The 25,167-nt window shown below is 55.4% G+C and carries 27 protein-coding genes; 19 read left to right on the top strand and 8 right to left on the bottom strand.

Annotated features, from left to right (window positions below):
• The first annotated feature begins 548 nt into the window (after positions 1-548).
• The 9 genes from ACWHYZ_RS10965 to ACWHYZ_RS11005 all read left to right on the top strand — a co-directional run bounded on the left by ACWHYZ_RS10965 (position 549) and on the right by ACWHYZ_RS11005 (position 8,818).
• Complete coding sequence (locus tag ACWHYZ_RS10965; protein WP_447987289.1) at positions 549-881, top strand: ArsR/SmtB family transcription factor; 333 nt, start codon at positions 549-551, stop codon at positions 879-881.
• A complete protein-coding gene (locus ACWHYZ_RS10970) occupies positions 805-1,314 on the top strand; it encodes an SRPBCC family protein (protein ID WP_447987290.1) in 510 nt (169 codons plus the stop codon). The genes ACWHYZ_RS10965 and ACWHYZ_RS10970 overlap by 77 nt, the downstream gene beginning before the upstream one ends.
• 227 nt (positions 1,315-1,541) lie before the next feature.
• On the top strand, positions 1,542-1,949 hold the full coding sequence (locus tag ACWHYZ_RS10975; protein ID WP_447987291.1) for a DUF1801 domain-containing protein: 408 nt from the start codon (positions 1,542-1,544) through the stop codon (positions 1,947-1,949).
• A 471-nt stretch (positions 1,950-2,420) separates the two neighbouring features.
• Positions 2,421-3,188, top strand: coding sequence for a molybdate ABC transporter substrate-binding protein (modA, locus tag ACWHYZ_RS10980; protein WP_447987292.1), 768 nt, complete (start codon positions 2,421-2,423; stop codon positions 3,186-3,188).
• Between the two features lie 329 nt (positions 3,189-3,517).
• Positions 3,518-4,075: a hypothetical protein gene (locus tag ACWHYZ_RS10985; protein WP_447987293.1), complete on the top strand. Its 558-nt coding sequence runs from the start codon at positions 3,518-3,520 to the stop codon at positions 4,073-4,075.
• A gap of 778 nt (positions 4,076-4,853) precedes the next feature.
• Positions 4,854-5,276 carry a hypothetical protein gene (locus ACWHYZ_RS10990; RefSeq protein WP_447987294.1) on the top strand — a complete coding sequence of 141 codons (423 nt, stop codon included), beginning with the start codon at positions 4,854-4,856 and terminating at the stop codon, positions 5,274-5,276.
• 812 nt (positions 5,277-6,088) lie between these two features.
• Positions 6,089-6,667: a hypothetical protein gene (locus tag ACWHYZ_RS10995; RefSeq protein ID WP_447987295.1), complete on the top strand. Its 579-nt coding sequence runs from the start codon at positions 6,089-6,091 to the stop codon at positions 6,665-6,667.
• A 957-nt stretch (positions 6,668-7,624) separates the two neighbouring features.
• Positions 7,625-8,029, top strand: coding sequence for an endonuclease/exonuclease/phosphatase family protein (locus ACWHYZ_RS11000; protein WP_447987564.1), 405 nt, complete (start codon positions 7,625-7,627; stop codon positions 8,027-8,029).
• An 87-nt stretch (positions 8,030-8,116) separates the two neighbouring features.
• Positions 8,117-8,818 (top strand): hypothetical protein, encoded by a 702-nt coding sequence (locus ACWHYZ_RS11005; RefSeq protein ID WP_447987296.1) that lies wholly within the window; start codon positions 8,117-8,119, stop codon positions 8,816-8,818.
• Positions 8,819-9,027: 209 nt separating this feature from the next.
• Here ACWHYZ_RS11005 and ACWHYZ_RS11010 read toward each other — a convergent pair whose 3' ends face one another.
• The 3 genes from ACWHYZ_RS11010 to ACWHYZ_RS11020 all read right to left on the bottom strand — a co-directional run bounded on the left by ACWHYZ_RS11010 (position 9,028) and on the right by ACWHYZ_RS11020 (position 10,591).
• Entirely contained in the window at positions 9,028-9,315 is a 288-nt protein-coding gene (locus ACWHYZ_RS11010; RefSeq protein WP_447987297.1) for a hypothetical protein, read from the bottom strand.
• Positions 9,312-10,067 (bottom strand): hypothetical protein, encoded by a 756-nt coding sequence (locus ACWHYZ_RS11015; RefSeq protein WP_447987298.1) that lies wholly within the window; start codon positions 10,065-10,067, stop codon positions 9,312-9,314. Before ACWHYZ_RS11015 ends, ACWHYZ_RS11010 begins: the two co-directional genes overlap by 4 nt.
• Before the next feature lie 368 nt (positions 10,068-10,435).
• Positions 10,436-10,591, bottom strand: a complete 156-nt coding sequence (locus ACWHYZ_RS11020; RefSeq protein ID WP_447987299.1) for a hypothetical protein — start codon at positions 10,589-10,591, stop codon at positions 10,436-10,438.
• A 207-nt stretch (positions 10,592-10,798) separates the two neighbouring features.
• On the opposite strand from ACWHYZ_RS11020, the gene ACWHYZ_RS11025 reads away from it, so the two are divergent.
• The 10 genes from ACWHYZ_RS11025 (at position 10,799) to zwf (ending at position 20,236) form a co-directional block, all read left to right on the top strand.
• The gene (locus tag ACWHYZ_RS11025; RefSeq protein WP_447987565.1) at positions 10,799-11,050 is read left to right on the top strand and encodes a trypsin-like peptidase domain-containing protein; all 252 of its coding nucleotides are present in this window, start codon (positions 10,799-10,801) and stop codon (positions 11,048-11,050) included.
• 589 nt (positions 11,051-11,639) lie between these two features.
• Positions 11,640-12,926: a PAS domain-containing protein gene (locus tag ACWHYZ_RS11030; RefSeq protein ID WP_447987300.1), complete on the top strand. Its 1,287-nt coding sequence runs from the start codon at positions 11,640-11,642 to the stop codon at positions 12,924-12,926.
• A 41-nt stretch (positions 12,927-12,967) separates the two neighbouring features.
• Positions 12,968-13,852, top strand: a complete 885-nt coding sequence (locus ACWHYZ_RS11035) for an ATP-binding response regulator (protein WP_447987301.1) — start codon at positions 12,968-12,970, stop codon at positions 13,850-13,852.
• Between the two features lie 421 nt (positions 13,853-14,273).
• On the top strand, positions 14,274-15,317 hold the full coding sequence (locus ACWHYZ_RS11040) for a hypothetical protein (RefSeq protein ID WP_447987302.1): 1,044 nt from the start codon (positions 14,274-14,276) through the stop codon (positions 15,315-15,317).
• Between the two features lie 98 nt (positions 15,318-15,415).
• Positions 15,416-15,550 carry a hypothetical protein gene (locus ACWHYZ_RS11045; protein WP_447987303.1) on the top strand — a complete coding sequence of 45 codons (135 nt, stop codon included), beginning with the start codon at positions 15,416-15,418 and terminating at the stop codon, positions 15,548-15,550.
• 185 nt (positions 15,551-15,735) lie between these two features.
• The gene (gene pgi, locus ACWHYZ_RS11050) at positions 15,736-17,406 is read left to right on the top strand and encodes a glucose-6-phosphate isomerase (RefSeq protein WP_447987304.1); all 1,671 of its coding nucleotides are present in this window, start codon (positions 15,736-15,738) and stop codon (positions 17,404-17,406) included.
• A complete protein-coding gene (locus ACWHYZ_RS11055) occupies positions 17,403-17,606 on the top strand; it encodes a hypothetical protein (RefSeq protein WP_447987305.1) in 204 nt (67 codons plus the stop codon). Before pgi ends, ACWHYZ_RS11055 begins: the two co-directional genes overlap by 4 nt.
• Positions 17,593-17,736: a hypothetical protein gene (locus ACWHYZ_RS11060; RefSeq protein ID WP_447987306.1), complete on the top strand. Its 144-nt coding sequence runs from the start codon at positions 17,593-17,595 to the stop codon at positions 17,734-17,736. Before ACWHYZ_RS11055 ends, ACWHYZ_RS11060 begins: the two co-directional genes overlap by 14 nt.
• Positions 17,737-17,818: 82 nt before the next feature.
• The gene (gene gnd / locus ACWHYZ_RS11065) at positions 17,819-18,835 is read left to right on the top strand and encodes a phosphogluconate dehydrogenase (NAD(+)-dependent, decarboxylating) (RefSeq protein WP_447987307.1); all 1,017 of its coding nucleotides are present in this window, start codon (positions 17,819-17,821) and stop codon (positions 18,833-18,835) included.
• Positions 18,836-18,859: 24 nt separating this feature from the next.
• Positions 18,860-20,236, top strand: a complete 1,377-nt coding sequence (zwf, locus tag ACWHYZ_RS11070; RefSeq protein ID WP_447987308.1) for a glucose-6-phosphate dehydrogenase — start codon at positions 18,860-18,862, stop codon at positions 20,234-20,236.
• Between the two features lie 906 nt (positions 20,237-21,142).
• Here the strand turns inward: zwf and ACWHYZ_RS11075 are convergent.
• From ACWHYZ_RS11075 to ACWHYZ_RS11095, 5 genes are all read right to left on the bottom strand, one after another.
• A complete protein-coding gene (locus ACWHYZ_RS11075) occupies positions 21,143-22,030 on the bottom strand; it encodes an IS3 family transposase (RefSeq protein WP_447983071.1) in 888 nt (295 codons plus the stop codon).
• Entirely contained in the window at positions 22,027-22,170 is a 144-nt protein-coding gene (locus tag ACWHYZ_RS11080) for a hypothetical protein (RefSeq protein WP_447987309.1), read from the bottom strand. Before ACWHYZ_RS11080 ends, ACWHYZ_RS11075 begins: the two co-directional genes overlap by 4 nt.
• A gap of 46 nt (positions 22,171-22,216) precedes the next feature.
• Positions 22,217-22,378: a hypothetical protein gene (locus ACWHYZ_RS11085; protein ID WP_447987310.1), complete on the bottom strand. Its 162-nt coding sequence runs from the start codon at positions 22,376-22,378 to the stop codon at positions 22,217-22,219.
• A gap of 483 nt (positions 22,379-22,861) precedes the next feature.
• Positions 22,862-23,776 carry an outer membrane protein gene (locus ACWHYZ_RS11090; RefSeq protein ID WP_447987311.1) on the bottom strand — a complete coding sequence of 305 codons (915 nt, stop codon included), beginning with the start codon at positions 23,774-23,776 and terminating at the stop codon, positions 22,862-22,864.
• Positions 23,777-24,288: 512 nt separating this feature from the next.
• The gene (locus tag ACWHYZ_RS11095; protein ID WP_447987312.1) at positions 24,289-24,999 is read right to left on the bottom strand and encodes a response regulator transcription factor; all 711 of its coding nucleotides are present in this window, start codon (positions 24,997-24,999) and stop codon (positions 24,289-24,291) included.
• Between the last annotated feature and the right edge of the window lie 168 nt (positions 25,000-25,167).

Genomic DNA, 25,167 nt, shown 5'->3' on the forward strand with positions numbered 1-25,167 from the left:
CGGCCTACTGCCAAGAAAGTCTGGGATCACCCTACTGTACCGAGGCGGGTATTCAATAAGCACCCTCGCGCTGCTCTTTTGCCAATCCAATCCTCACTGGTTCAGTGCGGTCCGACATCAAGATATGCAACCGAATGTACTGAGCTGGCGACGGGTGGGCCGAGTTTCCATCGCACAACATGGCACACCAAGGGCAATCATCTCTCTTCCCCACTAGGACAATATCACAGACAACCTAGGGCGGCGAAGGCGCTGCCGTGTTGCCATGTTGCTCAGTGCATCCTTTTGCCCTGCACTGCTCGCTCACTGATTTGAATCGATACTTGGAGATAGACGAGCACGTCCTTCGCTTGCTGTTTTGTCCTGCTTCCTTCCAACCGGGAACAGTGCAATGACAAGGCGTGAGCGCCGTAAAGACATCACAATGGACAGGTACAGCCAGCACTCTCCCTCGACATCGTCGGGATCTACTTCGGCACACGGTTTCATGGGCATCTAGAGGTATATTCCGTGTTGACGATCGTTCAACCCTATGGTTGAATATTGCTGTGGATCAATTAGACACAGCGCTTTCCGCTCTCTCTCATTCCTCAAGGCGGGCAATCATTAAGAGACTCTCGACTCAAGGACCTGCTCGAGTGACGGAAATTGCGGAACCTTTCAATATGTCTCTTAACGCCGTGTCAAAACACCTTAAAGTGCTTGAACAAGCCGGACTAATTCGCCGAAGGCGCCTTGGTCGGGACCATGTCATTGCTTTTGAACCGAACCCTTTGAAAGAAGTGGCCCGCTGGATTAACACGTATGAGAGATTTTGGAGAAAACACCTGGATAGGGTTGAAGAGTATTTTAGCGAGAGGAAGGCAAAACACGATGAATAACAAAATCAAAACGACTGACATTAAACTCCAGCGATCGATCGATGCTCAGCCGCAGGAAGTATTTGAAGCGTGGCTAGATCACAACAGTCCGGGTAGCCCTTGGTTTGGAGTTGCAAAGGCCATAGTCAATCCGCCTCAAGTGGACGGCCTTTTCTATAGCATATACAAAATGGAAAACAGAGAGATTGCGCACTACGGCCGGTTTGTCGTACTCGATAAACCCCGGATGATTCAACACACCTGGGTTTCTGAAGCAACTCAAGGATTGGAGTCTATAGTCACCATCACCTTAGAGCCAGATGGAGACAAAACAACAGTGAATGTCCATCATACGAATGTCCCCGATGATAGCGAAGGACGACGCCATCAACAGGCGTGGGGATTTGTTCTTGGCAAAATGTCTGTTCGTTTTAGTGAAAGCTCTGGGTTATAGCTTGCTTCTGTGCCCGAGACAATCGTGGAGATAAAGACCAAGCTGGCTATTGGAAAGATGAAGAGCCGATTGGAAGAGGCGAGCAGCCACGCCAATCGTATTGTCAAATTCCTGCCGTACGCTGACATACTAGCAGAGAGACTCTCGACGGATATCGAGCCGCGAGATTCTTGGAGGTGCGGAATCACGGACAGCTTAGCTAAATGGCGCAAATAAAGGTGAGCCAAGTGAAAGACTCCCAAACGAGAACGGAATCACCTTCTCAACTAATTGACAAGAGAATCGCTGAACTAGCCGACTGGCGTGGAAAAGTCCTGGCCAGGATGCGCAAGCTCATTAAGGAAGCAGATCCTGATGTAGTGGAAGAGTGGAAGTGGAAGGGGACTCCGGTGTGGGCCCATAACGGGCTGATTTGCACCGGCGAGTCGTACAAGAACATCGTGAAGCTGACGTTCGCCAAGGGCGCAGCTCTGAAGGATCGCGCCCATCTTTTCAACGCCAGTCTTGACGGAAACGTCCGCCGTGCAATTGACATTCATGAAGGCGACGGAATCGATGAAGCCGCCTTCAAGGACCTCATCCAAGCGGCAGTGGCTCTGAACACTTCAGGCGGCAGAAGGCAGTCTCGTCCTTAACAGATTTGCATACTCATTCCAACTGGAGCGTCCGCAAATGTCTAAAGAGGTATGAATCCAGACAATAACAACAAGCGAGTGTCAAGTGTGGCGACATAGAAAGTATTACTAGAGCACTACGTGGCCGGTCTAAGGCCGCGCGCCGAGGCGAATCTTAATTTTTCAGGACTTCTGCGTTATGGTGATCGGTGCCGGCCTTACTCCATGTTGGATGGAACTCTGTCTTGCCGTCAAGTTAGCCAGACAAGGTATTGAGACGCCACAGTCGATGACGAGCGGGTGCCATTCTTCCGTGACCGTGGCGACGCGCTCGCTTCTGTATCTGCCCTAGAAGTATTGAACGCCATCAATAGTTGCTGTAGTCTTTCCATCCCTGGCTCAAGACAGTTCAAAATATTTCGGCCCAGCGATCTTGCAAGCGCCATCGTTCGCACCTCCAGCAAATTTCTTGCGGTTCGGAGCGGATATCGGATGTTCAATGTTTTGATCATCACTATCCTTGGATTGGCAGCCGTTGTCGGAACCTGTACGCCCATACAGGCCGAAACTCTGACCGTTGGGGCACCCCCCACCTTAAAAGCGGCTTTCAGCGACATCCTGCCCTTGTTCGAGCAAGAGTATGGTGCGAAGGTTCACATCGACTACACGCCATCGAAAACACTGCTTCGGCAAATCGAGAAGGGATCGCCCATCGATGTATTTCTGTCGGCGGGGATCGAAGAAATCGCGTACCTCCACAAAAAAGGACTGACGCTCAATGGCGCCCCTCGCATCTTCGTGCAAACGTCCCTCGTCCTCCTGATATCGGCGGATTCCCCGACCACGATGTCCCTTGAGGATGCGTTGCATGATAGAACTATCCGCCTTGCCCTCGGAGATCCTAAGACCTCCTACTTGGGAGACCTCACGGTCCGGGCGCTCACAAAACTCGATCCGACGTATAAAAGCCGTTCCCACGTTCTCTATGCGTCACATACGGAGGACATCGTGAATCTGATTCGCACGGGGAAAGCCGATGTGGGCCTGGTCTATCGTGCAAATGTGATCAACAGCCGGGATGTGCGCATCAGCGATGACACCCCGATCGGAAGACGTATGCCCGTTGAGTTCGGGCAAGCAGTCGTGTGGACCTGTCGACCATCATTACGCTCTGTCGCAGATCAGTTTTCCGATTTCCTGATGACGCCTCGCGTACAAAAACTCTTGGCGAAATACGGATTTGACCCTTTGACTAGATGAGTAACCAACAACGCTTCGATCTAGATCGCCGTGATAACCGCATAGGGGACATTACGATTTAAATCCGCACCGTTCGACTAGTTGACGGATCGCGATTCCTAATTGAGCCGGACCTGCTCAAACACCATACGCTTGATGAGTGGAGTAGACACGGCCTCGAATGGAACGAGTGTTTCAACGTCTCCCCCCTCTGGTAAACGCCATTCTCAAACCTAAGGTAAGACGGTACCGGGCAAGACGCCAAACTTACAGAACATCCTCAGCATCATCGTACTTCAGCTTCGATATTGGACGGTAGAATGACTGATGGCTCGAAAAGCATCGCGTGAATGGCTGCCCGTGGCGATCCACGGGTCAAGGCGACGGCCGAAGATGTCGCCATGGTGGGACGGCGACCACATCATCATTTCAAAGCGATCACCTTAGCGCACGGTCGGTCAGCATACATCGGCGTGGTAAGATCCAGTATGGAAGGCTGGATCTCGAAAGATATGTTAGTCTGGCTCTCAGTCGGCTCCGGCATTGGCGTGCTGATTGGTGTGGTCGCCATTCCGCTTATCATCATTAATCTCCCGGCTGATTATTTAGTCGACACGCAGCGACAGAGTTGGCTGGCAAAACAGCCCGCCGTCATCCGTGTTCCGCTTCGCCTCCTGAAAAACCTCCTTGCGGTTGTCCTCATCATTTTGGGCATCGCGATGCTCGTACTCCCCGGCCAAGGTCTTCTCTCCATCCTGCTCGGCATCGCGCTCGCCGACTTTCCCGGCAGGCTGAAGCTCCAACGGTGGATTCTCCAACGTCCCAAAGTGATGGACAGCCTCAATTGGATCAGACAAAAATTTGACAGGCCGAGGCTTCAACCGCCACGGCACATGCAAAACGGCTAACGGACCCCAGAATGTCATGACGTACAGGTCCTGTGCTGTTCGTGACCTCCACATTGACGTCCCACAGGTTTCAAGGGTGCCTCTGCATGGACCTAGTGGACAATTTCATCGCGCAGATGCTGCGCCACCGCACAACACGCGTTCAAAGGTACGCGTACTCAAGCGGGGATTGAAGACCATGTTGGAAGACTTGGACAACCGTATCAAGTTTTGGAGAAATTAACGATGAGGTTGCCATTGATGGATAGCGGCTCCCTGTGGTTTTCATAGCAAGAGGCGGTACTTCGTCCTCTGTATCTTTCCATGCCTCGTGGTTATCATATCTGAACTCCACGCCGTTCTTTCCTGAGAAAGATTGCCCGACTGCACGGCCCATTATTCGCCTGAGTGTGTGCGTGTGCCAGCCGGCAAGCAATGCGACGAGATCTCGTAGGATCACTTCATGCTGGTCATGGTCTTCTTCGTCGGGTTGGGGTGGCCTATATTGAACCCGAAGTTGTTGGATGAGGCGCTCGATCAGGCGCTCCGCGGCCTGCGTCGGTGCGGATACTCTTCGGCCCATTCTTGGGCGACGTATCGATGATGCTCAATCCGGCAGCGAAGTTCGCCATCATAGGAGAACGTTAGATTCAGGTACACGTGCAGTCTCCGTGTTTATGATGGTCAGTCAAGCCACTATACCGAGGGCGATGAGCTGCAGCCAGACATGGGAAACGTTTGCACCGACACCCCTTCTCCACACCGCTGATAGCATCGCGCCCGCGCATGACAAATAATTGTGAGCAATGACGAAAAGCCGGGTATGCCGAACACCAAATCACCGTTTTCGCCGTGGACGAGATCGCACCGCTTTCAGACGCAGATCGACAAGGTCGAGTCGGTGACCACTCGGGTTTGTGACGATGAGCGGGCGTTTGAACAGTTCGATGCCGAAACCGAAGGGCTCAGCGCCGAGACGTTCGGACCGACGGACGAGCGTGGGGAAGCCTACAAGTATGCAGTGCTCGGTGATGCTGAGCACATGGTGAACCTTCCCGATCGGCACAGAGCCGGCAGCGCAAGACGTTTCCAAGAAGGCCATTCAGCAGTGCCGTCAAGTGCTGAAGAGCTGTGTGGCAGAGCTTGTACAGCCAGAAGCGGCCGAAACGGCGTTCCTGACAGGAGAAGATTCGGAAGAGACGCGGTCCAAAAGCTGACTTGATATTTGAAAAAGGACGGCGGTTTGGCCTGAGGCACGTTCGGCGATCACTCGGCCGTTAACACGGCGCTGTTCCCAGGCAGGACGGGCCGCTCAAAGCGCGCAACACTCATCGAAAGAGCGCGTTTTGAGCCAATCGCATCGCCACGTGCCACGCGTCGAGTTGCGCGGTGTCGATGGTTCCGGTCACCTGGTGCCCGGCCTGCCAAGGACCTGCACTCTGAGCTCACTGTGCTTGCCGTCCGCACGTAAACATCCATGGCTATGTGAAGCCGTTCATTTGGAACCTCCAGATGTATGACCGCGATCAGCAACGCGGCAAAGGCGTGATGCAGAAACCCTATGAGGCGGTGGATCGGGGCTCAGGAGCATGCTCTTCACGGTCGGGAAGTTTCTGATTGGCTTATATCTCGGCAAGACCGATGTCGGGTCCGCGTATGGACCGGCCGGCTCATCGTAATCTTGCTGTGCTGAGTATATTACTGAAGCCGGACCTTGCTCTTCGGGACGGAGTTTTCGTCCATCCATGCCAGTCGGTATGGCTCCGAATTCATAGGGGGCTGCCGAGACTATGGCGGCGGCGCGCACGACCGTGAATAGCTGATGAGACGAAGGAGCGAGGAAGCATGGCCCGTCTTTGGACCGCCGCAATCCATCCAGCCAACAGGGAGCCGGGCTCGGCTGATCGTATCTCCCGTGGGAGTAAGAGCATGAGGATGGCTCGAGACGACCATGGATCAAAAGAAGTGACATCAGGGAGGAGGTCATAGAGGAACCATCGGCTCGTTGACGGTTTAACCGAAGGAGGATTCGCTATGATTATCATGAGGAACACACACGTGATGTTGTCGATGAGTGTCGTAATTGGGGTACTGACCGGTATGGCGATGCCCCGTGATGGGTGGGCCCAAGGCTTAGATAAGGCTCGACAAGAACTGCAACAGCTCGGGAGCCAAGCCGCGGAACACGCCAAAAAGGCGGAGCAAGCGGCGCAAGAAGCGGAGCAACTGGCGAACACACTGAGTGGCAACGCAAAGAATGACGCCCAACAGGCAGCCCAAGATGCTCGGCAGAAGGCGACCCAGGCGAAGACAAAAGCTGACCTCATCCAGGGTCAAGCGTCCCAGAGTGGTGACGCGAATCCTGACGATGTGCGCCAGGCGGCGCAGGACGCGAAGCAAATGGGGGATGAGGCGCAGGGCCATGCCAACAGGGCGAGGGATGCCGCTGAATCGGTTACTGGCAGTCGGAGGAACACCAGCGATACAGATATGGCTCAGCCCCAGGATCCATCCGGATCAAGAGATATGGGAAGTTCGACCAATCCACAAAAGCGCCGCAGCCTCCCGAATGCGATGCCATCGGATGGCGACACCAGCAGCATGGGGCGATAGGCTCAGACTTTCACGCAACTCGCCGCTGGCCAGGTGTTGCAAAAATGAGAACAAGATAAGCCGGATTCTTGATCAAGAATCATTGTCGAGGGTGATTCACATGATGGTATTTGGTACAAGGCGCTCCGCCATTCGGGCGCCTCGACAACGGGAAGTCGTCCGCCTCAGTGAGAGACTGGTGTCCCAATCCACAATCCCAGCCGCCTTAACATCAGTTGACGCACCGCTGAAGGTCATGATTCGAACGTCTGAGAGGCTGGATGTCCACAACGTGGCACCGGTTCTCAAAACGGAATCCGTATCCGTAACGGGCCGCTCTCGTTAAGGCACAATGATGCGATCTTCCTGCGTCGCAGGATGCAAGGTGTCGGCTTTTTGTTTTCGGCGAGGCGCCGAATGTGATGCCTTGAAATCACCATGACGACCATCTGAACCCACTGGAGATTGGGAAGGGGCTGGGTCAATATTTGGCTTGTCCACGGCCCATAGCCATCTCTTACCATCACGACGAAGACAACCATCATAACAAGGTCAAGCTGCAGCCCCGATCAAATTCACGGCATTGGTTGAGTCTTGCAGGGCAAATAACAGGATACCGGTGATGTGGGCGCAATATGGATTTTATGTCGTTCTGCACCGAGCAATAAACATGAAGGGCCTGTACGCGACCCATAAAACTGCGTGATGCACCGCGACGCCTTTTTGTTAGTGCTTAGCAGGACATGCCAAACCACCATGCAAAGAAGCCGGGAGTCGGGCAGAGTATGAATGCCAGTGCTATATGAAGGCCAATGTTAAATTATCTCCTGTCCACCGACTTAGTCGCGAAACGCTCTTATTCAACCTCTGCCGGTAGGGTTTGCTTTAGTACTTCTCTTCGCCTCGGGATGCGCCCGATCTGATGGTCAACGACTTGGTAAGGCTGTCCCCCGTCCTCAACGCGAAGGCGTCTTTCGGATTTTAACGTACAACGTCCTTCATGGGTTTGAGGTGCGCGGGTGGTCGATTAGACCGAGTGGACCCACAGAGGCAGAGGAAGCACGATTCAAGGTTCAAGCTCAACAAATCGCTCTGGTTCAGCCGGACGTGATTCTCCTTCAGGAGGTCAACCCCTTGCCCCGACAAGCCCGGGCCTATGTCGCGGCCCTGAAGGAGCATGGCGTCGAGTACGCCGAGGTCCATCAGGAGGACGCATGCGGGGTCCGCCTCTTCGGGCTGGGAATTGTGACAGGACTGAACAACGGAGTCGCGGTATTGGCGAAAGCTCCGCTTCACCTACGCAAGGTGATGGGCCTGAAGCTGAGCGGGGGACCCGGCGGCTGTACTGATTTCGTTGGTTTCCAAGTGGGAGAACTGCGCTAGGCCGTCATCGCGGAGATTGTTAATCCCATCACCGACCACCGATTCCTCGCCGTGAGTCTCCACCTTCACTCCGGCATTGAACGGACAATGTATTTCCTCACGAAAGTGGCCGAGGCCGAGCAGGCGGGACAGCTGCGGTCTGCTGAATTGCGCGAGGTCGTGGCTGACTTAAAGCGAGACCAGGCGCGCCGTCTCCAGGAAATACGGCGGCTCGTGAACGTGTTGACCAGGCTTCTGACAACAGATGCGCGCTACCTTGGTGCCGTCGTAGGAGGAGATTTTAATTTCGAACCGAACTCGCCGGAGTATCAGGAATTGCGACAGACGGGCCTAAGGGATACCTATACGATTCCTGGGCAAAGCGTTGAGGAGTATAGCTACGATCCGGGACACAACCCTCTCGCCGCGCAGGAGGAAACAGGTGACTTACCGCGCTCGCTTCGCCACGCCCTGAGGCGTCTTCCAGAGTCGGAACAACAACAAATTATCACGAACTACCGGAAAGGTTTGGGGCAGGGCAGGCGCATCGATTATCTGTTTCACATGGGCAAGGCCCCAAACTCTCCGTATGGCTGTCTACGGCAAGAGCTGTTTGGGACGCCAACCGCCATCCTGGCTCACCCGGGATCGGACCACTATGGCGTGCTGAATACCTACATTCTTAACGCCGCGCCCACAATCTCGCGTGGATCTGAAGGTACGGACTCATGTCCGAAGAGCAGCAGTAGCCGTATCACTCGGCCCGAATATCATAATGGTGGTGACGGTGCACCTTCCGTGCACCCGTGAGACTGTCGTGACTCAGGCAAGGCTAATGCCACCTCGGCTGGTTGAATATTCCTGGTCCTCGCTGACATGGCTTGAAGAACCGGGCAATTCTTGCAGAATATTTAGTTCCCCATCCGTAATCAGAAATGAGGGAAGAGGAATCCGTGGAAGATAGACGCGTTCCCCGAGCGGCAACCCGACACAACACCATATCGAGGAAGAGTCTCTTTTTATCCTGGTGCGGGAGTCACCGATGCCTGAGTTTGCGCCAGCACTTCCTCTAGCAGTCGCTCCAGATATTGGTGCATCAAGCCGATCTGCGGTCCCAACATGTCGAGCATTTGCGCGCGAGCGCGGAAATCTTCCTCGTCATACTTTCCGCCGGCCCCGAATAAGATCTCAGTACGGTGAGCCTCCAATTTCGAGCCGGGCTCACCGAGTCGCCCGTCGCGGCGCCACCGGGCGATAATCGCGGTCGGCAAGGTCACGCGAGGGTCTTCCTCCAATGGGCGGTTCAAAACCGCCAGCCAGCCAGCGGGTATAACGCCGACGTTCGCGGGCCTTCCCAGATGTGCTGGAGCAGATTTCGCGGATGCTTAAAGTCCAGGTCCTTGTGCTGAATGAGCGCAGCAGAGCCTAATGCGGAGGAGAGGACGCCACCCACGACACCGACAATGCCCTCCGCGACTGATTCATTCGCGATCGCCACCGCACCCCCGACCAACCCGGCGACACCTGCCGTCACCACAGCAAGGATCGTGAGGATCCGGGCGTAATGTTCTTCCCGTTCCGCGATACGATCAGCCAGTTGGTCGGCCCGCTCCGCTTCGCAGACAATTTCCGACAACACGCTCTCGAGCTGGAGGAGGGCCAGCAACACGCGATTCGAGAATTCTTGCCGGAGGCGCTCCCGACCCCGTTCGAGCAGTTCTCGGTGTTCCAATGCCGGCTGCTCTGAAGCGGCGATGTCCTGAAGCAGAGGCAAGGCGTTAAGGGCATGGGCTGCGTAGATACTTTCCACCGTGAAACGGGTCCGGTGTGAGAGCTCTTCGACTTGTGGCGAAGTCGCCTCGTCGGCTTCTCCGGTTTCAGGCATGCGCAATGGGAGTCGATAATCCTGGACGGGATGGCAACGCCGCTCAAAGGTTGTGGAGTCGCGCCGTGATCCCCGCTGGCTCAGATCGGCACAACCTGCACATAAGATCAAGGCAATGAGACAGATCCGCCTACTCATGGGTGGGATCGGCCGGTGTAACACAACATTCCGCATGCCGGTACCACCTCTAACATTTACTTTGGGAGTTACTCGGCATAGGAGCGGATCTTTTCAGGAACGATGAATGCGACACGGTTGGTGCCGACGTCGGATGCACCTACACGGGACACTCTGCAGATATCGATGGGTATTGTATCATCGGACGCAAATGAGCCATGAAGCACTGCTGTATCATTCCGTCCCGGACAAGGCATCTTGATCTCGCTTCCCATCCGCGCCGCTTCGCCATTCTAATGTAGAAGCTGCAGGGAATGGGATGATTATGACAGCGCGGGAGCACATCGCCATGCCGACGTCCCCATACGCCGTCAGAAAGCCATGGGACCCAGTAGAGTCGTAATATTGGCCGACCACCTGGCAGGTCATTGATTGCCAAACGGCTCAGTCGCTATGGCGCCGAGCACATCAAACAAGGTAAAGCCATGTATCGTCAGCACAAAGCCATGGAGATGAGAATCCTTCTGCAAGAGGAAACTGCCCACAACATCCCCGGCAGTATTAAGCCCGCGAACAGGCATTTCTCGCTGTCAATGACTGGGCCGCGAGCGGGCTGAGCGGGTCCGCGCTGATCGGGCGTGAACAAGTACTAGCCCTTGTGTTTGTCTCTATAAGACACTCAAGGAGCCGTCTAACAACTCCAATGGCTCGCTTTTTGCGTATTTTCTGATGTCTCCTTTTCCATCACTGAAATTGTACAGCTACAATTCTCCAGGTCGGGCATTGTCCTGAATGATACGGGTGTGATCCTGACCAATAACCATGTCATCGAGGGCGCGACAAGCATCGCCGCCATGATCAATAAAGGGGGCAAGCTGGAAGCACGGATCGCAGGCAATGATCCCATGACAGATTTGGCGCTCCTCCGCGTCTGGCTACCGAAAGGGCACTACGCGCTCGCCGAAGTCAGTGACTCTGACCGCTTGGAGATCAGTCAACCAGTCCTGATCAGTGGACATCCGGCCTCGGCGCGACGTTGACGACCGGCGTGATCTCCGGATTCCTGCCGTCTACTGAACCGACGCGTCAGCCTGCAGAGAAGGCTGGTTTACGATGAGGCCAGATGGATGTTACCGTGAACGGCGAGCGTTGGAGACATTATCATCGCGATTAACGCGCACCTGGTGACGACAGCCGGAAGAGTTTGCCAAGGCGATCAAGGATCTTGAAGTGGGAGACCAGGCAACCTTGCGTTTCACGCGTGAAGACACCGTTCGTTGGACCGTGCTAGCCATAGAAGAACGCCCCCAAACGATGAGTCCTGGAACGGGTCGACAACCGGTGCAACGTGTTTGATGCCAGCCGCTCGCTAGGGAACAACATGCCAAACGCAGCACCTTGAGGCCGATAGATTTTTAAATGTTCTTGCCGATGAGCATCAGCGCTGGCGAAGCACAATCGCACGTCTGCTCACTCCGTCCAGAGCCCTGGCGGTTGCATCATGCCGCCGAGCGTCAGCTGTAGCAGCGTGCTGCGAAGCATTCCAGGTAACTAGGTCGACTGTTCTCGCATCGCGTTGTCGAGGCTGTATGGTCCGAACTCGCGGCCTCGCGTCGAAAGGAGAAGGTGATGCGCCTTAACCGATTCAGCATTCCAGTGGTCGTGGGATTCGGGTCGGGAGTTGCTATTTTGGTCTTCCTCAGCCTCCTCTCTTATTGGGAATTGCGTGAACACAGGAAACTGGATCGGGTTTACGAGACGCAACGAATTGCCGTGAGCATTCAGGACGTCCCGAGCTTGATGCGAGAAGCCGAGAACGGACAGCACGCTTACCTCCTTACGGGAGAGGAGCGTTTCCTTCAATCTTATAAGCAGGCTGCATCGCTGATTCCTGACAAGATTGAAACTTTGCAGGCAGTACCCCATGAGAGTCCATTACCAGTTGAATTGCGCAATCGCTTGAGAGTTCTCGTCCAGGGCAGACTTGCCCAATTGCACGAGTCCAGTCAACTGATGATGAAGAGCGAAGGCTCAAAACCGGCTCTTGACTTTGTGCATGGCGATCAGGGCGAACAGATGATGCAGGAGATTCAGACCATTGTGAGGTCGTTGGAGCAGAAAGCGCGAGAGGGACTACACCAACGATTGGATAACGAAAAGATTCAGGATACACAGTTGCGCTACATAGATTTGGGGGGAAGTTTGCTCGCATTCGGTCTTATTATCACGGCATTTCTCCTACTTCAGAAGCAAGTGAAGAAGCGGAAGCAAGTAGAGGCCGAACTCCGAGAGAGTGAACAACGATTTCAGCGAATTGCGAATGCCACCAGTGATGCCTTGTGGGATTGGGACATCATCATGGATTCTGTTTGGATGGGCCACGGGCATCGCAAGATATTCGGCTATTCGACTGAAGAACTTCATCAAGCCTCCTATAGGTGGTGGTTAGATCGTATCCATCCCGACGATCGAGGCAGAGTGATCGAAGGCATCAATGTTCGTCTCACCAACGGCTCAGTATCTTGGGACGGCGAATATCGCTATCTTCGGGCAAATGGGTCGTATGTGATGGTTGCGGATCGTGCCGAAATAGTGCGTGATCAGAACGGACGGCCGATCAGGATGTATGGAGGAATGGTTGACATTACCGAACGCAAGCGAGCTGAAGTGGTACTTCGGGAAATGAATGTTGCACTAGAGCAGCAGGTCAAAGAGCGGACAGCGGCATTACTGATGAACCAGCAACGATTGCGGTCCTTGGCATCGCAGTTGACCCTTGCTGAACAGAATGAACGAGACCGACTTGCCAGTGATCTTCATGATAATCTTGCTCAGACATTGGCCTTTTGCAAGATGAAAGCAGAAATGCTGCTACGGGATTTCACCCCACAGCGAGTGCGGGGGGTCGATGAGTGAGAGCGTTGGTGGAGGAAGCGCTTACTTATACAAGAACCGTCATGGCCGACCTTCGCCCAGTTCTGTGGGGGGATGAACAGGACTTACTAGAGGCGTGCAAATGGGTAATCGAGAAAGTCCAACGGCACGGTCTCACGGTTATGTTGCAAGACGATGGACAGCCAAAGCCACTGGACAAGGAGGTTCTCATTGCGACGTATCAATCGATACAAGAGTTGTTGACCAACGTGGTAAAACACGCGAGGACAACCCGCGCGACACTGGAGATTCTGCGGTCGGAGAGTTACGTCGAAGCAATAGTGACGGATGAAGGGATTGGGTTCGATCCCATGGCGCCCCGAACCGTTTCCCGGGAAAGTGGTTTTGGCCTCTTTAGCATTCGCGAACGTATACCTCTACTTGGCGGCTCCTTCGACACTATTTCGTCGCCGAGCAAGGGAACGGTAGCGACGATACGGGTTCCCCTCAAATGTTCAGCAAACACTGTTGAACCACGTGAAGTAGGGACGCCTGCCATATTTCCGAAAGGAACAAATGTCCCGCTATACCGAATTCTGTTGGCGGATGATCACCGCATCATGCGTGAAGGGTTACGCACAATGCTTGAGGGATATGAGGACTTTGCCGTGGTGGCGGAGGCGGCGGACGGCGGGTCCGCAGTGAAGCAAACGATACTGAGCCGTCCTGATGTTATTTTGATGGATGTCAATATGCCAATAGTGAATGGGGTTGACGCTACTCGACTGATTAAAGACAAATTCCCTGATGTTCTCATTATAGGACTATCGTTGTACGAAGATGACAAAACGATCGCGGCAATGCGTGATGCGGGTGCATCGGCGTGCTTCTCGAAAGCCGAATCAATGGAGAATGTGTATGCGGCAATACGTAATTTGCCACCCGCGCTTACTAGCCCGCGCGGCTAAATTGCACTTCCATGATTTGCCCTCACCGGGGCGCGCGATTAACAAAAGACCGTTGGGCCTATGGTCCGTTCGTACGCCTATGGTTCCATCACGGGCTGCTGCTGGCCGTGTCATGAGTTCTATGGAACGACCGCCAGACCTCGTACCGTCCATGATCGGGCGGACGCGGCTCCGAGATGTGGTGGATCGATCGAAGGCCGAGTGACTGGGCGCGAACGTTAGAATCGTGCAGGCAAAGGCCTGCCATGCCATGACATTTCATCGAAATGGTATATCGCTATGGGTCCTTTGGCTGGTGGCACTATGTAGTGCCGGCTGCCAAACCGGTCCGGCCACTTCTCATTTGATCTCGGCGCCTCTCGGGAGCGTCGAGGAACTCCCTGCGGCTGACCAAATCCGTCTCAGGGAGGAGCAGCAACGGGTGCAGCTGTACCTTGATGAGTTTCAAACGAAGTTTGCGGCGCGGCAAGCCGAGCGATTGGAGCGCCATAACCAACAAGCCGCGGCAAAGTACGCCCGGCTTTCCATCACAGGCAACCTGGACGCGCTCTTGAGAGAAGAGATCACAGCCTTACGACGCCAACTGAGCCAGACCCCCGCCTCAGCTGCGACTCAACAAGTCCTGGGACAGATCCAGGCACTTCAGTCTGGCATTGAAACGATTGCGTTCTGCACCTCTCCTCTCGTCTTTAGCGAATCGACGTTTGACCACGGACGAGAAGAACAGGACTTTGTGGTCGAACCATTATTTGTTGTCACGGTGTACGGGTGTCACATGGGAACGTCGGTTGGGCAAGTGCACTTGAGATTCCCCGCCTCGGAAGAAAGTGTGACGTTAACGGTGCAGCCGGGTCATTGGCGTGACGATAGCATCCAAGCGGTGCTTCCTCAGCAGTCAGGACGACTCGATGGACCCGCCCAGCTCGTCATTACGACAGCCGATGGCCAGCAGGCGCGCCCATTGGATGTCCAATTTCGCGCCACACGGGTGTGGTCCTTCCTCGACCCGGTGGCTCATCAGAATGTTCTCTTTGTCGATTGCGGCCGCAATAGCACCACGGATTCCTGTGAGGCCGCCGCCCTTAAAGGGCCGCCCCCCACCTTGTACGCCGCGGCCGTCGGAAAACACTTTACGTTCTGCTGTTCAAGCGTTTCCGGCATGGATCAATGGGCGGTTTCTTTGAAGAATGGGTGGACACTCATGTCTCTGTATCCGAATTCCGGAGACCTGACGTCCTCGACGGATGGACCTTCGGTGTGGTTTTCATTCGTGGCGGACGGCTATACCACCTGCAACTTTTTTAATCGGGACGGCCGGATCACGGACTATCAAGAGCTGCCCTCATCCAACGCGCAACTTCAAGGCGAAATCCACGTGGCATGGTGGGTGGATCACTCGTGTAGTGGCATTCAGTATGCCGCGAACATTGCCATCGTCGGACCTCAGGGCGTGCCCTATTGGTAGACGCCAACTCTGCTAGATCTCTGGCGCGTTGCCGACGAGGGAACAGGCGGGTCACAAGCGGTCCAGCAGCCAAGCGGAGAACTTCAGGATGGAAAACGATGGGATCATTAGTCATCGGGTTCTTGTTCCTGAGGCGATTGATAACCTGGGGTGGTGGACCCTTTTTCATCGGCATGTACTACATGCAAGCGCGTTCATTGTTAAAGGGGTTCTTTGCGCCGTCCGGATCATAGGAGCCATAGGCGGTTCCTTCCAAGGCATCTCGAGTCTACTTTCGGTAGGGCCCGCAGCTTATTTTACGATTGCACAGAATCCTATCTTGTCTTCAAAAGTGCCATTGCGTGATGCTGTCTTCCACTCGTCACGCCAGCGCAGAGATTTGTTATTGCAAAACCCATCAGAAGAAAGGGAATAGGAAATGGCAGCAGCGACATCTACCAGCACCAAAATTCAGCGAATCCAGCCCCTGACCAAACGCAAGGCCTGGAAGGCTCTCCAAGCCCACTACAAAAAGGTTCGGGACTTCCATCTGCGAAATCTCTTCGCGGACGACCCCAAGCGCGGTGAGCGGATGATGGCCGAGGCGGTGGGCCTCTTTCTAGACTACTCGAAGAACCGTATCACCGATGACACTGTTAACCTTCTCGCCGAACTTGCGGAGGAATCCGGTCTGCGAGCGCGGATGAACGCCATGTTTGCGGGTGAGAAAATCAACGTCACGGAAAACCGCGCGGTCCTGCACGTGGCCCTGCGCGCACCGCGCGGCGCATCGATCGTCGTCGACGACAAGAACGTGGTGCCTGACGTCCATGCCGTGCTCGATAAAATGGCTGACTTCTGCAACCGAGTCCGGAGCGGCGCGTGGAAAGGCCACACCGACAAGCGCATTCGCCACGTGATCAACATCGGCATCGGCGGCTCCGACCTCGGCCCCGTAATGGCCTATGAGGCACTCAAGCATTACAGCGAGCGTGACATGACATTCCGATTCGTGTCCAACATCGATGGCACGGATTTCGCGGAAGCGGTCCGCGACCTTGATCCCGGTGAAACGCTCTTCATCGTCTCGTCGAAAACCTTCACCACGCTGGAAACGATGACGAACGCGCACACGGCTCGCGCCTGGTCGGTCGCCGGATTCGGAGGCGACGACACGTCGGTGGCCAAACACTTTGTCGCCGTCTCGACGAACGTGGCGGAAGTGGAGAAGTTCGGCATCGACACGACCAATATGTTCGAGTTCTGGGACTGGGTCGGCGGGCGCTACTCCATGGACTCGGCGATCGGACTCTCGACGATGTTGGCCATCGGCCCGCAGCACTTTCGCGCCATGCTGGACGGGTTCCATCAGATGGATGAGCATTTTCGGACCGCGCCGTTCAAGAGCAATCTTCCGGTGCTCATGGGACTCCTGGGGATTTGGAACACCAACTTCTTTGATGCTCAGACGGTGGCGGTCTTGCCGTATGAGCAATACCTGAAGCGATTTCCGGCCTATCTCCAGCAATTGACGATGGAGAGCAATGGCAAACATGTCACGCTGAACGGGAGCGAGGTCACGTACGACACCGGCCCTATCTACTGGGGCGAGCCGGGAACCAACGGTCAGCATTCCTTCTATCAATTGATTCATCAGGGCACGAGGCTCATTCCCTGTGATTTTATTGCGTTTAGTCAGCCGCTGCATCAGCTTGGCCGACATCACGACATGCTATTGGCCAATGTGTTCGCCCAGGCCGAAGCGCTCGCCTTCGGGAAGACGCCTGAGCAGGTCAAGGCGGAGGGTACGCCGGACTGGCTTGTGCCACACCGAGTCTTCGAAGGCAACCGACCATCAAACATGATTCTCGCGGAGCGGCTTACGCCGGAAACACTCGGCAAGCTGGTGGCCCTTTACGAGCATGCTGTCTTCACACAGGGCGTCCTTTGGAACGTTGATTCGTTCGATCAGTGGGGCGTTGAGCTCGGAAAAATTCTGGCACAGCGGATCATTCCTGAACTCGAGAACGATGCCGAGCCTGTGCTCAGCCATGATAGTTCAACGAATAACTTGATCCGCCGCTACCGAAAGCTGAAGAGGGCACCATGACAACGTTCAGCGTTGACGAACAACAACAGCAAATGATGAAGACCCATCCCGGTGTCATTGCCGCCCTGGATCAAAGCGGCGGCAGCGCCCCCGCGCGTGACGTCTGTACGGAACGCCAATTTGCAGCACACCGTTCAGCTCATCAACCGATAGGTCATACACAAGACACTGGCCAAGATACGGCGGGTGCGTCGGATTGATGAGAGCGAGCGCGGCTGTGATCTTGAGATTGACCGTGGTATTGACGCCAGCACTGCGCCGTTGGTGGTAGAGGCGGGAGCCATGTATTTGTGGCTGGAACAGCGGTTTTCGGGGAGAGTGGAGAAGTAGCTGCGGTGATGGATCGGCTGCGGGTGAGACTCGAACAACCAGGAACGCAATCGCGACAAGTCGCGTAACACAAGGAGTCATTATGCAAATCGGCATGATAGGTCTTGGGCGAATGGGCGCAAATATGGTGCGGCGGCTTCTGCGGGGAGGTCAGCAGTGCGTGGTGTTTGATAGGTCTTCGAAAGTCGTCGAGGAGTTGGCCCGGGAGAAAGCCATGGGGGCATCCTCTCTTGCGGACTTGGTGAAGAAGCTCGAGAACCCTCGGGCCGTCTGGTTAATGGTCCCGGCTGCAGCCGTGGACACGATGATCGCTGATCTGCTGCCCCATCTTGAAGCGGAAGACATGCTGATCGACGGGGGAAACTCCTACTACGTGGACGATATTCGGCGTGCGAAGGAACTCGCGGTGAATCGCATCCACTATGTGGACGTCGGGACGAGCGGCGGTGTATGGGGCCTGGAGCGCGGCTACTGCATGATGATTGGCGGTCCGCAGCAAGTCGTCCAGCATCTCGACCCAATTTTCTCAACGCTCGCGCCGGGTGTGGGTGACGTGCCGCGCACACCGGGTCGTGAGAAGTTGGACGGCACCTCCGAACAGGGCTATCTCCACTGTGGTGCATCCGGCGCCGGCCATTTTGTGAAGATGGTCCACAACGGGATCGAGTACGGTCTTATGGCGGCCTATGCCGAGGGTTTGGGCATCTTGCGCAACGCCAACATCGGCAAGCAACAACATGAGATCGATGCCGAGACTACGCCACTGCGGAACCCAGAACATTATCAATATGATTTCAATTTGCGGGATATTGCCGAGGTCTGGCGACGAGGGAGCGTAATTGCGTCGTGGTTGTTGGACTTGACGGCAGCCAGCTTGGTGAAAGATCCCCATCTTTCCCAGTTTTCTGGCCGCGTGTCGGACTCGGGAGAGGGGCGCTGGACCGTGAAGGCAGCGGTCGACGAAGCTGTACCGATACCCGTGCTCTCTGCGGCCCTGTACCAGCGCTTCACATCCCGCGGTGAGGCGGAGTACGAAGATCGGCTCCTGTCGGCGCTTCGTTACGGGTTCGGCGGGCACTTGGAAGTAACTCGTAAATGACGGGTGAGGACAAGGAGATTGGCCATGAACGATTCACACTCCGACGCCCTGGTCTTCTTTGGAGCTACGGGCGACCTAGCCTACAAGAAAATTTTCCCAGCGCTGCAGCGCATGCTCAAACGCGGCCAGTTGAACGTGCCGATCATCGGTGTAGCCAGAGCTGGTTGGACCCTTGAACAGCTCAGGGCGCGAGCCTGGGAGAGTCTCGAACAACATGGCGGAGTTGATGCTGCGGCCTTCGAGAAGCTGAGTGGATTGTTGCGTTACGTGGACGGCGACTACAGAGAGCCCGCCACGTTTCAGGCGATCCGCAAAGCGCTCCAGGGAGCATCGCGGCCGACGCATTACCTAGCCATCCCGCCGGCCCTGTTTGGAATGGTTGTTGAGCAATTGGCAAAGTCGGGCTCGGCTCACGGAGCTCGCGTCGTCATCGAAAAGCCCTTCGGCACAGATCTGAGCTCAGCCAAAATGCTCAACGGGATCCTCTCGAAGAGTTTTGATGAAGCGGCGATCTTTCGCATCGACCACTACCTCGGGAAGCGGCCGGTGCACAACATGATCTTCTTCCGTTTTTCGAACACGTTTCTGGAGTCGTTTTGGAACCGCCACCTGGTGGAGAGCGTGCAGATGACCATGGCCGAAAGCTTCGGGATACAGGGACGAGGCGCCTTCTATGATGGCACAGGCACGATTCGCGACGTGGTCCAGAATCATCTGTTCCAGGTCCTGGCCTATTTGACCATGGAACCTCCGGTCAGAACGGACAGCGAATCCATTAGGGATGAAAAGGTGAAGATCCTCAAGGCGATTCCCTCGCTTGAGCCGGCGGACATCGTCCGCGGTCAATTTCGCGGCTATCGACAAGAGCCAGGCGTGGCCTCAGACTCGGACGTGGAAACGTTCGCCGCATTGCGGCTGCATGTCAATACATGGCGCTGGCAAGGCGTCCCCTTCTACATCCGTGCCGGGAAATGTCTACCAGTGACGTGCACCGAGATTATCGTGCGTTTGCGGCGGCCTCCGGCGCTGTTTCCCACGAGTTCCGCAACGCCGAACTATTTCCGTTTCAGAATCAGCCCCGAGGTAACCATCGCGTTCGGAACGACGGTCATGGACGCAGCTGAGAAGATGATCGGTCAAACAGTCGAAATGGTGGCGAGCCATTGGCCTGGAACCGATGACATGGACGCCTACGCACGGGTACTTGCAGATGCAATGGCCGGCGACACCACGCTGTTCGCTCGGGAAGACTATGTGGAGGAAGCGTGGCGGATCGTGGATCCTGTGCTGAAGGAGCACACCCCTGTCTATGAATATGAACCAAATTCATGGGGACCGCGCGAGCAGACCCAGCATGTGTCACCTCTCGGAGGCTGGCAGGACCCCGTCCTGGCAACGTAATGTAGATTAAAGAAGATTGCATGAGCATCGATGTCTCTCCCGATGCCGATGTAGTTGCCTAAGAGGCGGCCCGCGTCATTGCCGCGGAGTCCCGGGCAGCGATCGCTACACGTGGCGCGTTGCCCTGGCTGTTAGTGATGGCCACACGCCATGAATAATGTTGCGAGCACTGGCGGCATGAAGTGCTGTATCGTGATGTGACAGCTCGGCTTCGTACTGACTTTGGAGTCATCGGCAAGCTAGGCACATTTGACGACATCAGTTCAGCGAAAAGACCCGAGCATCTTCGAAGTGCCATGTTCAAGAGTTATAAAAACAGTCAGAGGTGGGGGAACTTAGCCGATCAAGGCAACCCCGCGGAATTCAAAACTGAGCAATGATACCAATGATTGGAAAGTCACTGCCCACCACCACAATCGTTGGCACCTGTCGGCGGGCATAACGCGGGTCCATACGTCCCGGTTGCTGAGAAGCGATAAGCGGACGAACCGTGTTCAAGAACCGGTTCACAGAATCTTTCCCTCGATCATCTTTCTCAGAATCTGCCTCGTTGCCGGCATATTGCGGTCAAATAACCCGCGTAAGTTATTTTTTCCTGAAGAATGGACAGGGGTCGTTTCTCGTCTAAGGAAAGCGCTTGTTCCGATGCACTAAGTCCCTGAAGTTGTCGAAGACAATTTTGTCGCTCTTCTTTCGTGCAAAGCGTTTGGTATGTACCGCACCCGGTTTTCTGGACAGTGTTCCTCTTAAATAGGGTGGTCCCATTTTCAATGATCGCGGTCTGAGCGTTCATTGGACCGATTTTGCCCCTATGGTGAGTATTGGGTCGACCGGCGATCCTGGATCCTGAGTCAACTGTGTGCGTCATTTTTCAGGTGGATCCCGCCATGAACTGGCTGCCTCGCATTAGGCGGCCTCTGGCTGCTGAGCATCCAAGCGTGCTTGTACTGGGGTACGGTGGCCCAGGCGCTCGATCAGCCACTGGTGGTTATACCGGTGGATGAATTCTCCGATGATCTGCCTGGCCTGCTCGAGGCTCTCAAACTGATGCAGGTAGAGACAGTGTTCTTTGAGCGTGCGCATAAACCGTTCGGCCACGCCATTGCATTGTGGCTCGCCAACAAAACTGGGGCAGATGGTCATCCCGAGCCAGTGGACTTCCTGGATCCAGGCCGCGGCGATATATTGCGGGCCCCAGTCACAGCGAATCTGCAGGCCGCGGGCAACCTCTTTGGCGAAGAGGCCAAACATCGTCTGCACCCCATCGCGCAGCGGTTGGAGGGCGGCCCAGCGATCGCCGCGCTTGGCCACATGCCAGCCGACCACCTCATCGGTATGGTGATCCACAGCGCCAAAGAACCAGCACCAGCCCTCCTGCTTGGTATAGAAGCGCGTGGCATCGGTCCCCCACATCACGTTGGGCCGATCTGTGATGATGCGGCCATCGTGCGCGGGATTGCCATTGGGCGGTCCAAGCCGGCGCGGGGCCAAGAGCTGATGCTGCCGCATCAGGCGCAAGACGCGCTTGCCGCCGACGCGGATGCCCGCGTGGCTTAGGCGGGCGCGCACCTTGCGATAGCCCTCCCCATGGAACGGACTTGTCGTCAGGACCTGCCGAATAGCGGTGACCAGCTTCTGATCACTGACCGGCGTTTTCGGTCCGCGCTTGCGTGTCGCGGCCGGGGTCGGCGCCGGCCGGTCAGCATAGACGGTCGACCGCGCCAAGCCATACACCCGGCAGATCAGGGCGAGGGGATATCGGCGACCGGTACTGGGACTGATGTGAGTCCTCATGGCCTGCGCTTCTTCAATTCCTCCCCGTACCCTTTTTTTTCGAGCAGATCTCCGGCGAGCTCCAGGCGCATCATCACTTCCCCTAACTTGGCGCGTGTCCGGATCAGCTCCCGGTCTTCCGGATCGGTGTGGCGTTTCAACCCCCGGGCCCCCGCTTCCAGGAATGCCCGTTTCCAGCTCTCGAGCTCATGGGCCGGGACTTCGGCTCTCTGGCGACCCGCTGTCTAGCGGTTCGCCCCGCAGGAGCCGAAGGACCAGTTCCGTCTTCCGTTGGGCACTCCACCGCTCAGGCGGCTCAGAGTCCTCGCGAAACGGTACTGGCTCTTTTGAAGATTTCGATCGATCCATTCCCAGCCTCCTTGGACAGTATTGTGATCCAAATGACTGTCCAAAGAAACAGGGTCCGGTTTAGGTACACCGAGTCAGTTCCTTGCCCACGCGCGATGGCGTCTACCAAGTGGCGGAAGCGCGACTCAACAAGAGACAGTCTCTCTCTATTACAGACTCTTGATTTGCGATGTGCGTTGCATCGCGACCACCACAGCGCGTGTTCGAGGTAGTCAGGCGCGTAACTGGCAAGCCGATTAGCTCGGGGCTTTCTTGCCCGTCATGGTGATGGCTCTGTGAGCTGGTGGTTAAGTAAACGGCTGGTTGCGAGGAAGGGGCGCGCTAAGGCGCGTTCCATTGTGGGATCGCCGAATGAAATTGCAGTTTTAATCGTCTGCCAGTAATGGCTCGTTTAAGCATGTGAGCGACGGACGGGGGCGTCCGTCGCTCACTGGAATGCCTTGCTACCCTGGACAGTTACTTCTATGAGAGACCTCGTTCACTCTAAAAGTGAAACGACAAGCCGCCGACGATATTATGCACAGAGTAATCGCCGCTCAATCCGCCAGCCGTGTTATCAAAGGTAAACGTCGCGCGGTTATACTTATACTCGCCGAATACCGCGATGTGCTCACTCATGAAATATCGTACGCCAGCCAGCCCATTGAAACCGGGCACCGCATTATCGGAGTCGCTACTTCGACCACCGAATCCATTCGTATGGGCAAAGAATACGCCGAGCCCGGCGCCGACATACGGTTGAAGCGGACAGAACACATCCCGATCTCCATAAGCATCCCTATGAGTCTCTGTCGTCGTCCGTCGGGACGGCTCATTCCGAGATGGGCCACATGCGAATTTTCCGCGAATGATCGCATTGAAAGCTAGGGTGGTCACTCGAAGAGAGGCTCCGGGTACAGTAATGCCAGCTGGACCGGTCGACGGTTTTATGTTTGGGCTTGTGTTGAACCCTTCTACCTCGAACCCCAGCCAATTCAGACGATCCGGCATAAAATACCCGATTTTCAAACCGTAAATGCCTGAATCGTTCAACGAAAAACCGCGGGTGGGGAAGCCGCCGGATGTCTGCGTGTTATTGAAGGAGCCTCCACCAAACGTGTAGCCTCCAAAGCCGCCGACATAGAATTCACCAGGACGATGGTGTTCTTCGGGTCGCCGCATAGCCGCGGCTTCGGCCTCCTTCTTGCGTTCTGCGTCAGTGGCTTGCGCCGCAGCGCGTTCAGCGGGTGTCGTCGCTTCCGTACCGGCTTGCGCCGGAGGGCGTTCAGCGGGCGTCGTCGGTTCCGTGCCGATTTGCGCCCGACCGATGTCGGGCAGGAAAGTGAGTGAGCATAAACCAGATAATACCAGGGTCCCCAACCGAAGGTATCTCCATCCACTTCGCCCGTTCAATGTCATTTCATTCCACCTTTCGTTGTAACCGTTTACTGTGATAACTGTTTACCGGTGATGTGACTGTAGCGCCTTGATTGGTGCGTGAGTATAGGCAGCTACATCGAATCGATGTCTCGTTAGAGGCTTTTTTGCGGTTCAGCCAAGTGCCTACATAAAGCGTCAGCGATAGTGTCGATTAGGTATCGGTCCATGATTCGTGATTATCGTTGCGGCTGACGTACCTGAGTACTAAGCCTGGAACATCTTCCTATGCCGGTGCGCCACCCCTAGTCATATTGTCCGCACCACGCCTTTGTTGGAGCAGGACCTTTCACCCGATCTGACGTTGCCAGGCAGCTTCGTCACCTCCTCCGCTTTAAGTGGTCCGGCCTGCAAGAGATGCGAAATGTGCTTATGAAGGAATGTGTCAAATAAGGAGGCGCATAATACAGCTTAGGTATCTGGAAGGCGTGTGCAAGTCAGTTGGAACGTCGGCGATTCATAAATCGCGCCTCTTTCGTCATCACTTGAAGGGCTCAACCTCTTTTCGGCAAACGCCATTGTTTCCAACATTCGTCGATCATGCCGCTTCGTGTTGCGATGACAATGGCATTCACCAGATCGTCGGTGTACAACTTTTTCTTGATGCGCTGAAAATGCATGGTGACGGTTCGCTCGGCGATGTTTTCTTCAGCGGCAATGCACTTGATCGATTCTCCCATGGCACGCCTCTCGATGATGGCGGTTTCACGCTGGCTGAGGACTGGGCGCGGACAGGCTTGCTTGAGGGCCCTGCAAAGATAGGGGAGAAGATGGCGAAAGGGCTCAATGCTACCCTGGCACGTCTCTTCCGACGCCATCCCAATGCCACAAAATATGTAGAGCCCGCGGCCGATCCATCCGCCCCCAAGACTGTGTTGTAAACCCGCTTTGATGATGCGTTCCCGGTGTTCTGGCGTGTACCGGTCCGCGTACCGGCGTGCGACATCAGACCAGACCTGAACCCGTTTTGTACGAAACCACTCTTGAAGTAGAGGACCCTTCGGCATCATGCCCTTGGAGAGGAACCAGCGTAGGAAGTCATTGGGAAAGTTGTCGTTGTAAATGAACCCGATTTTACGGCCGTGCACGTATCCCCATACGCAGAGCAGATGTTGATAGGGAAGGATTTCGTGGAGCCGCTGCGTCAGAGTTCGAAACTGCGTTGGGGTGCGACAATGCTTCGCGTAGGACTCGAACTGTTTCATAGGATCTCTTGTACGCGACATGCTTGGCTTCGTCATGCTAAATGACCCCTCCTAATTTAACAGATTGCGGCACCGTGCCACCTCATATACTGTCACCGAAAAGGGTGTTGGCACAGGAAGCGGAGACACCCCGCCTTTTCCACAGTAAGGAGCAATCCAGGGAGGAAA

This window comes from Nitrospira sp. Nam74, assembly GCF_965152615.1.

Excerpts from the sequence above, each read along its gene's own strand:
- ACWHYZ_RS10970 (WP_447987290.1), top strand. The coding sequence starts at position 805 with ATGAGAGATTTTGGAGAAAACACCTGGATAGGGTTGAAGAGTATTTTA.
- modA (WP_447987292.1), top strand. The coding sequence starts at position 2,421 with ATGTTCAATGTTTTGATCATCACTATCCTTGGATTGGCAGCCGTTGTC.
- ACWHYZ_RS10985 (WP_447987293.1), top strand. The coding sequence starts at position 3,518 with ATGGCTGCCCGTGGCGATCCACGGGTCAAGGCGACGGCCGAAGATGTC.
- ACWHYZ_RS10995 (WP_447987295.1), top strand. The coding sequence starts at position 6,089 with ATGATTATCATGAGGAACACACACGTGATGTTGTCGATGAGTGTCGTA.
- ACWHYZ_RS11005 (WP_447987296.1), top strand. The coding sequence starts at position 8,117 with ATGTATTTCCTCACGAAAGTGGCCGAGGCCGAGCAGGCGGGACAGCTG.
- ACWHYZ_RS11015 (WP_447987298.1), bottom strand. The coding sequence starts at position 10,067 with ATGCGGAATGTTGTGTTACACCGGCCGATCCCACCCATGAGTAGGCGG.
- ACWHYZ_RS11020 (WP_447987299.1), bottom strand. The coding sequence starts at position 10,591 with ATGCCTGTTCGCGGGCTTAATACTGCCGGGGATGTTGTGGGCAGTTTC.
- ACWHYZ_RS11030 (WP_447987300.1), top strand. The coding sequence starts at position 11,640 with ATGCGCCTTAACCGATTCAGCATTCCAGTGGTCGTGGGATTCGGGTCG.
- ACWHYZ_RS11035 (WP_447987301.1), top strand. The coding sequence starts at position 12,968 with ATGGCCGACCTTCGCCCAGTTCTGTGGGGGGATGAACAGGACTTACTA.
- ACWHYZ_RS11045 (WP_447987303.1), top strand. The coding sequence starts at position 15,416 with ATGGGATCATTAGTCATCGGGTTCTTGTTCCTGAGGCGATTGATAACC.
- pgi (WP_447987304.1), top strand. The coding sequence starts at position 15,736 with ATGGCAGCAGCGACATCTACCAGCACCAAAATTCAGCGAATCCAGCCC.
- ACWHYZ_RS11055 (WP_447987305.1), top strand. The coding sequence starts at position 17,403 with ATGACAACGTTCAGCGTTGACGAACAACAACAGCAAATGATGAAGACC.
- gnd (WP_447987307.1), top strand. The coding sequence starts at position 17,819 with ATGCAAATCGGCATGATAGGTCTTGGGCGAATGGGCGCAAATATGGTG.
- zwf (WP_447987308.1), top strand. The coding sequence starts at position 18,860 with ATGAACGATTCACACTCCGACGCCCTGGTCTTCTTTGGAGCTACGGGC.
- ACWHYZ_RS11075 (WP_447983071.1), bottom strand. The coding sequence starts at position 22,030 with ATGAGGACTCACATCAGTCCCAGTACCGGTCGCCGATATCCCCTCGCC.
- ACWHYZ_RS11085 (WP_447987310.1), bottom strand. The coding sequence starts at position 22,378 with ATGGATCGATCGAAATCTTCAAAAGAGCCAGTACCGTTTCGCGAGGAC.
- ACWHYZ_RS11090 (WP_447987311.1), bottom strand. The coding sequence starts at position 23,776 with ATGACATTGAACGGGCGAAGTGGATGGAGATACCTTCGGTTGGGGACC.
- ACWHYZ_RS11095 (WP_447987312.1), bottom strand. The coding sequence starts at position 24,999 with ATGAAACAGTTCGAGTCCTACGCGAAGCATTGTCGCACCCCAACGCAG.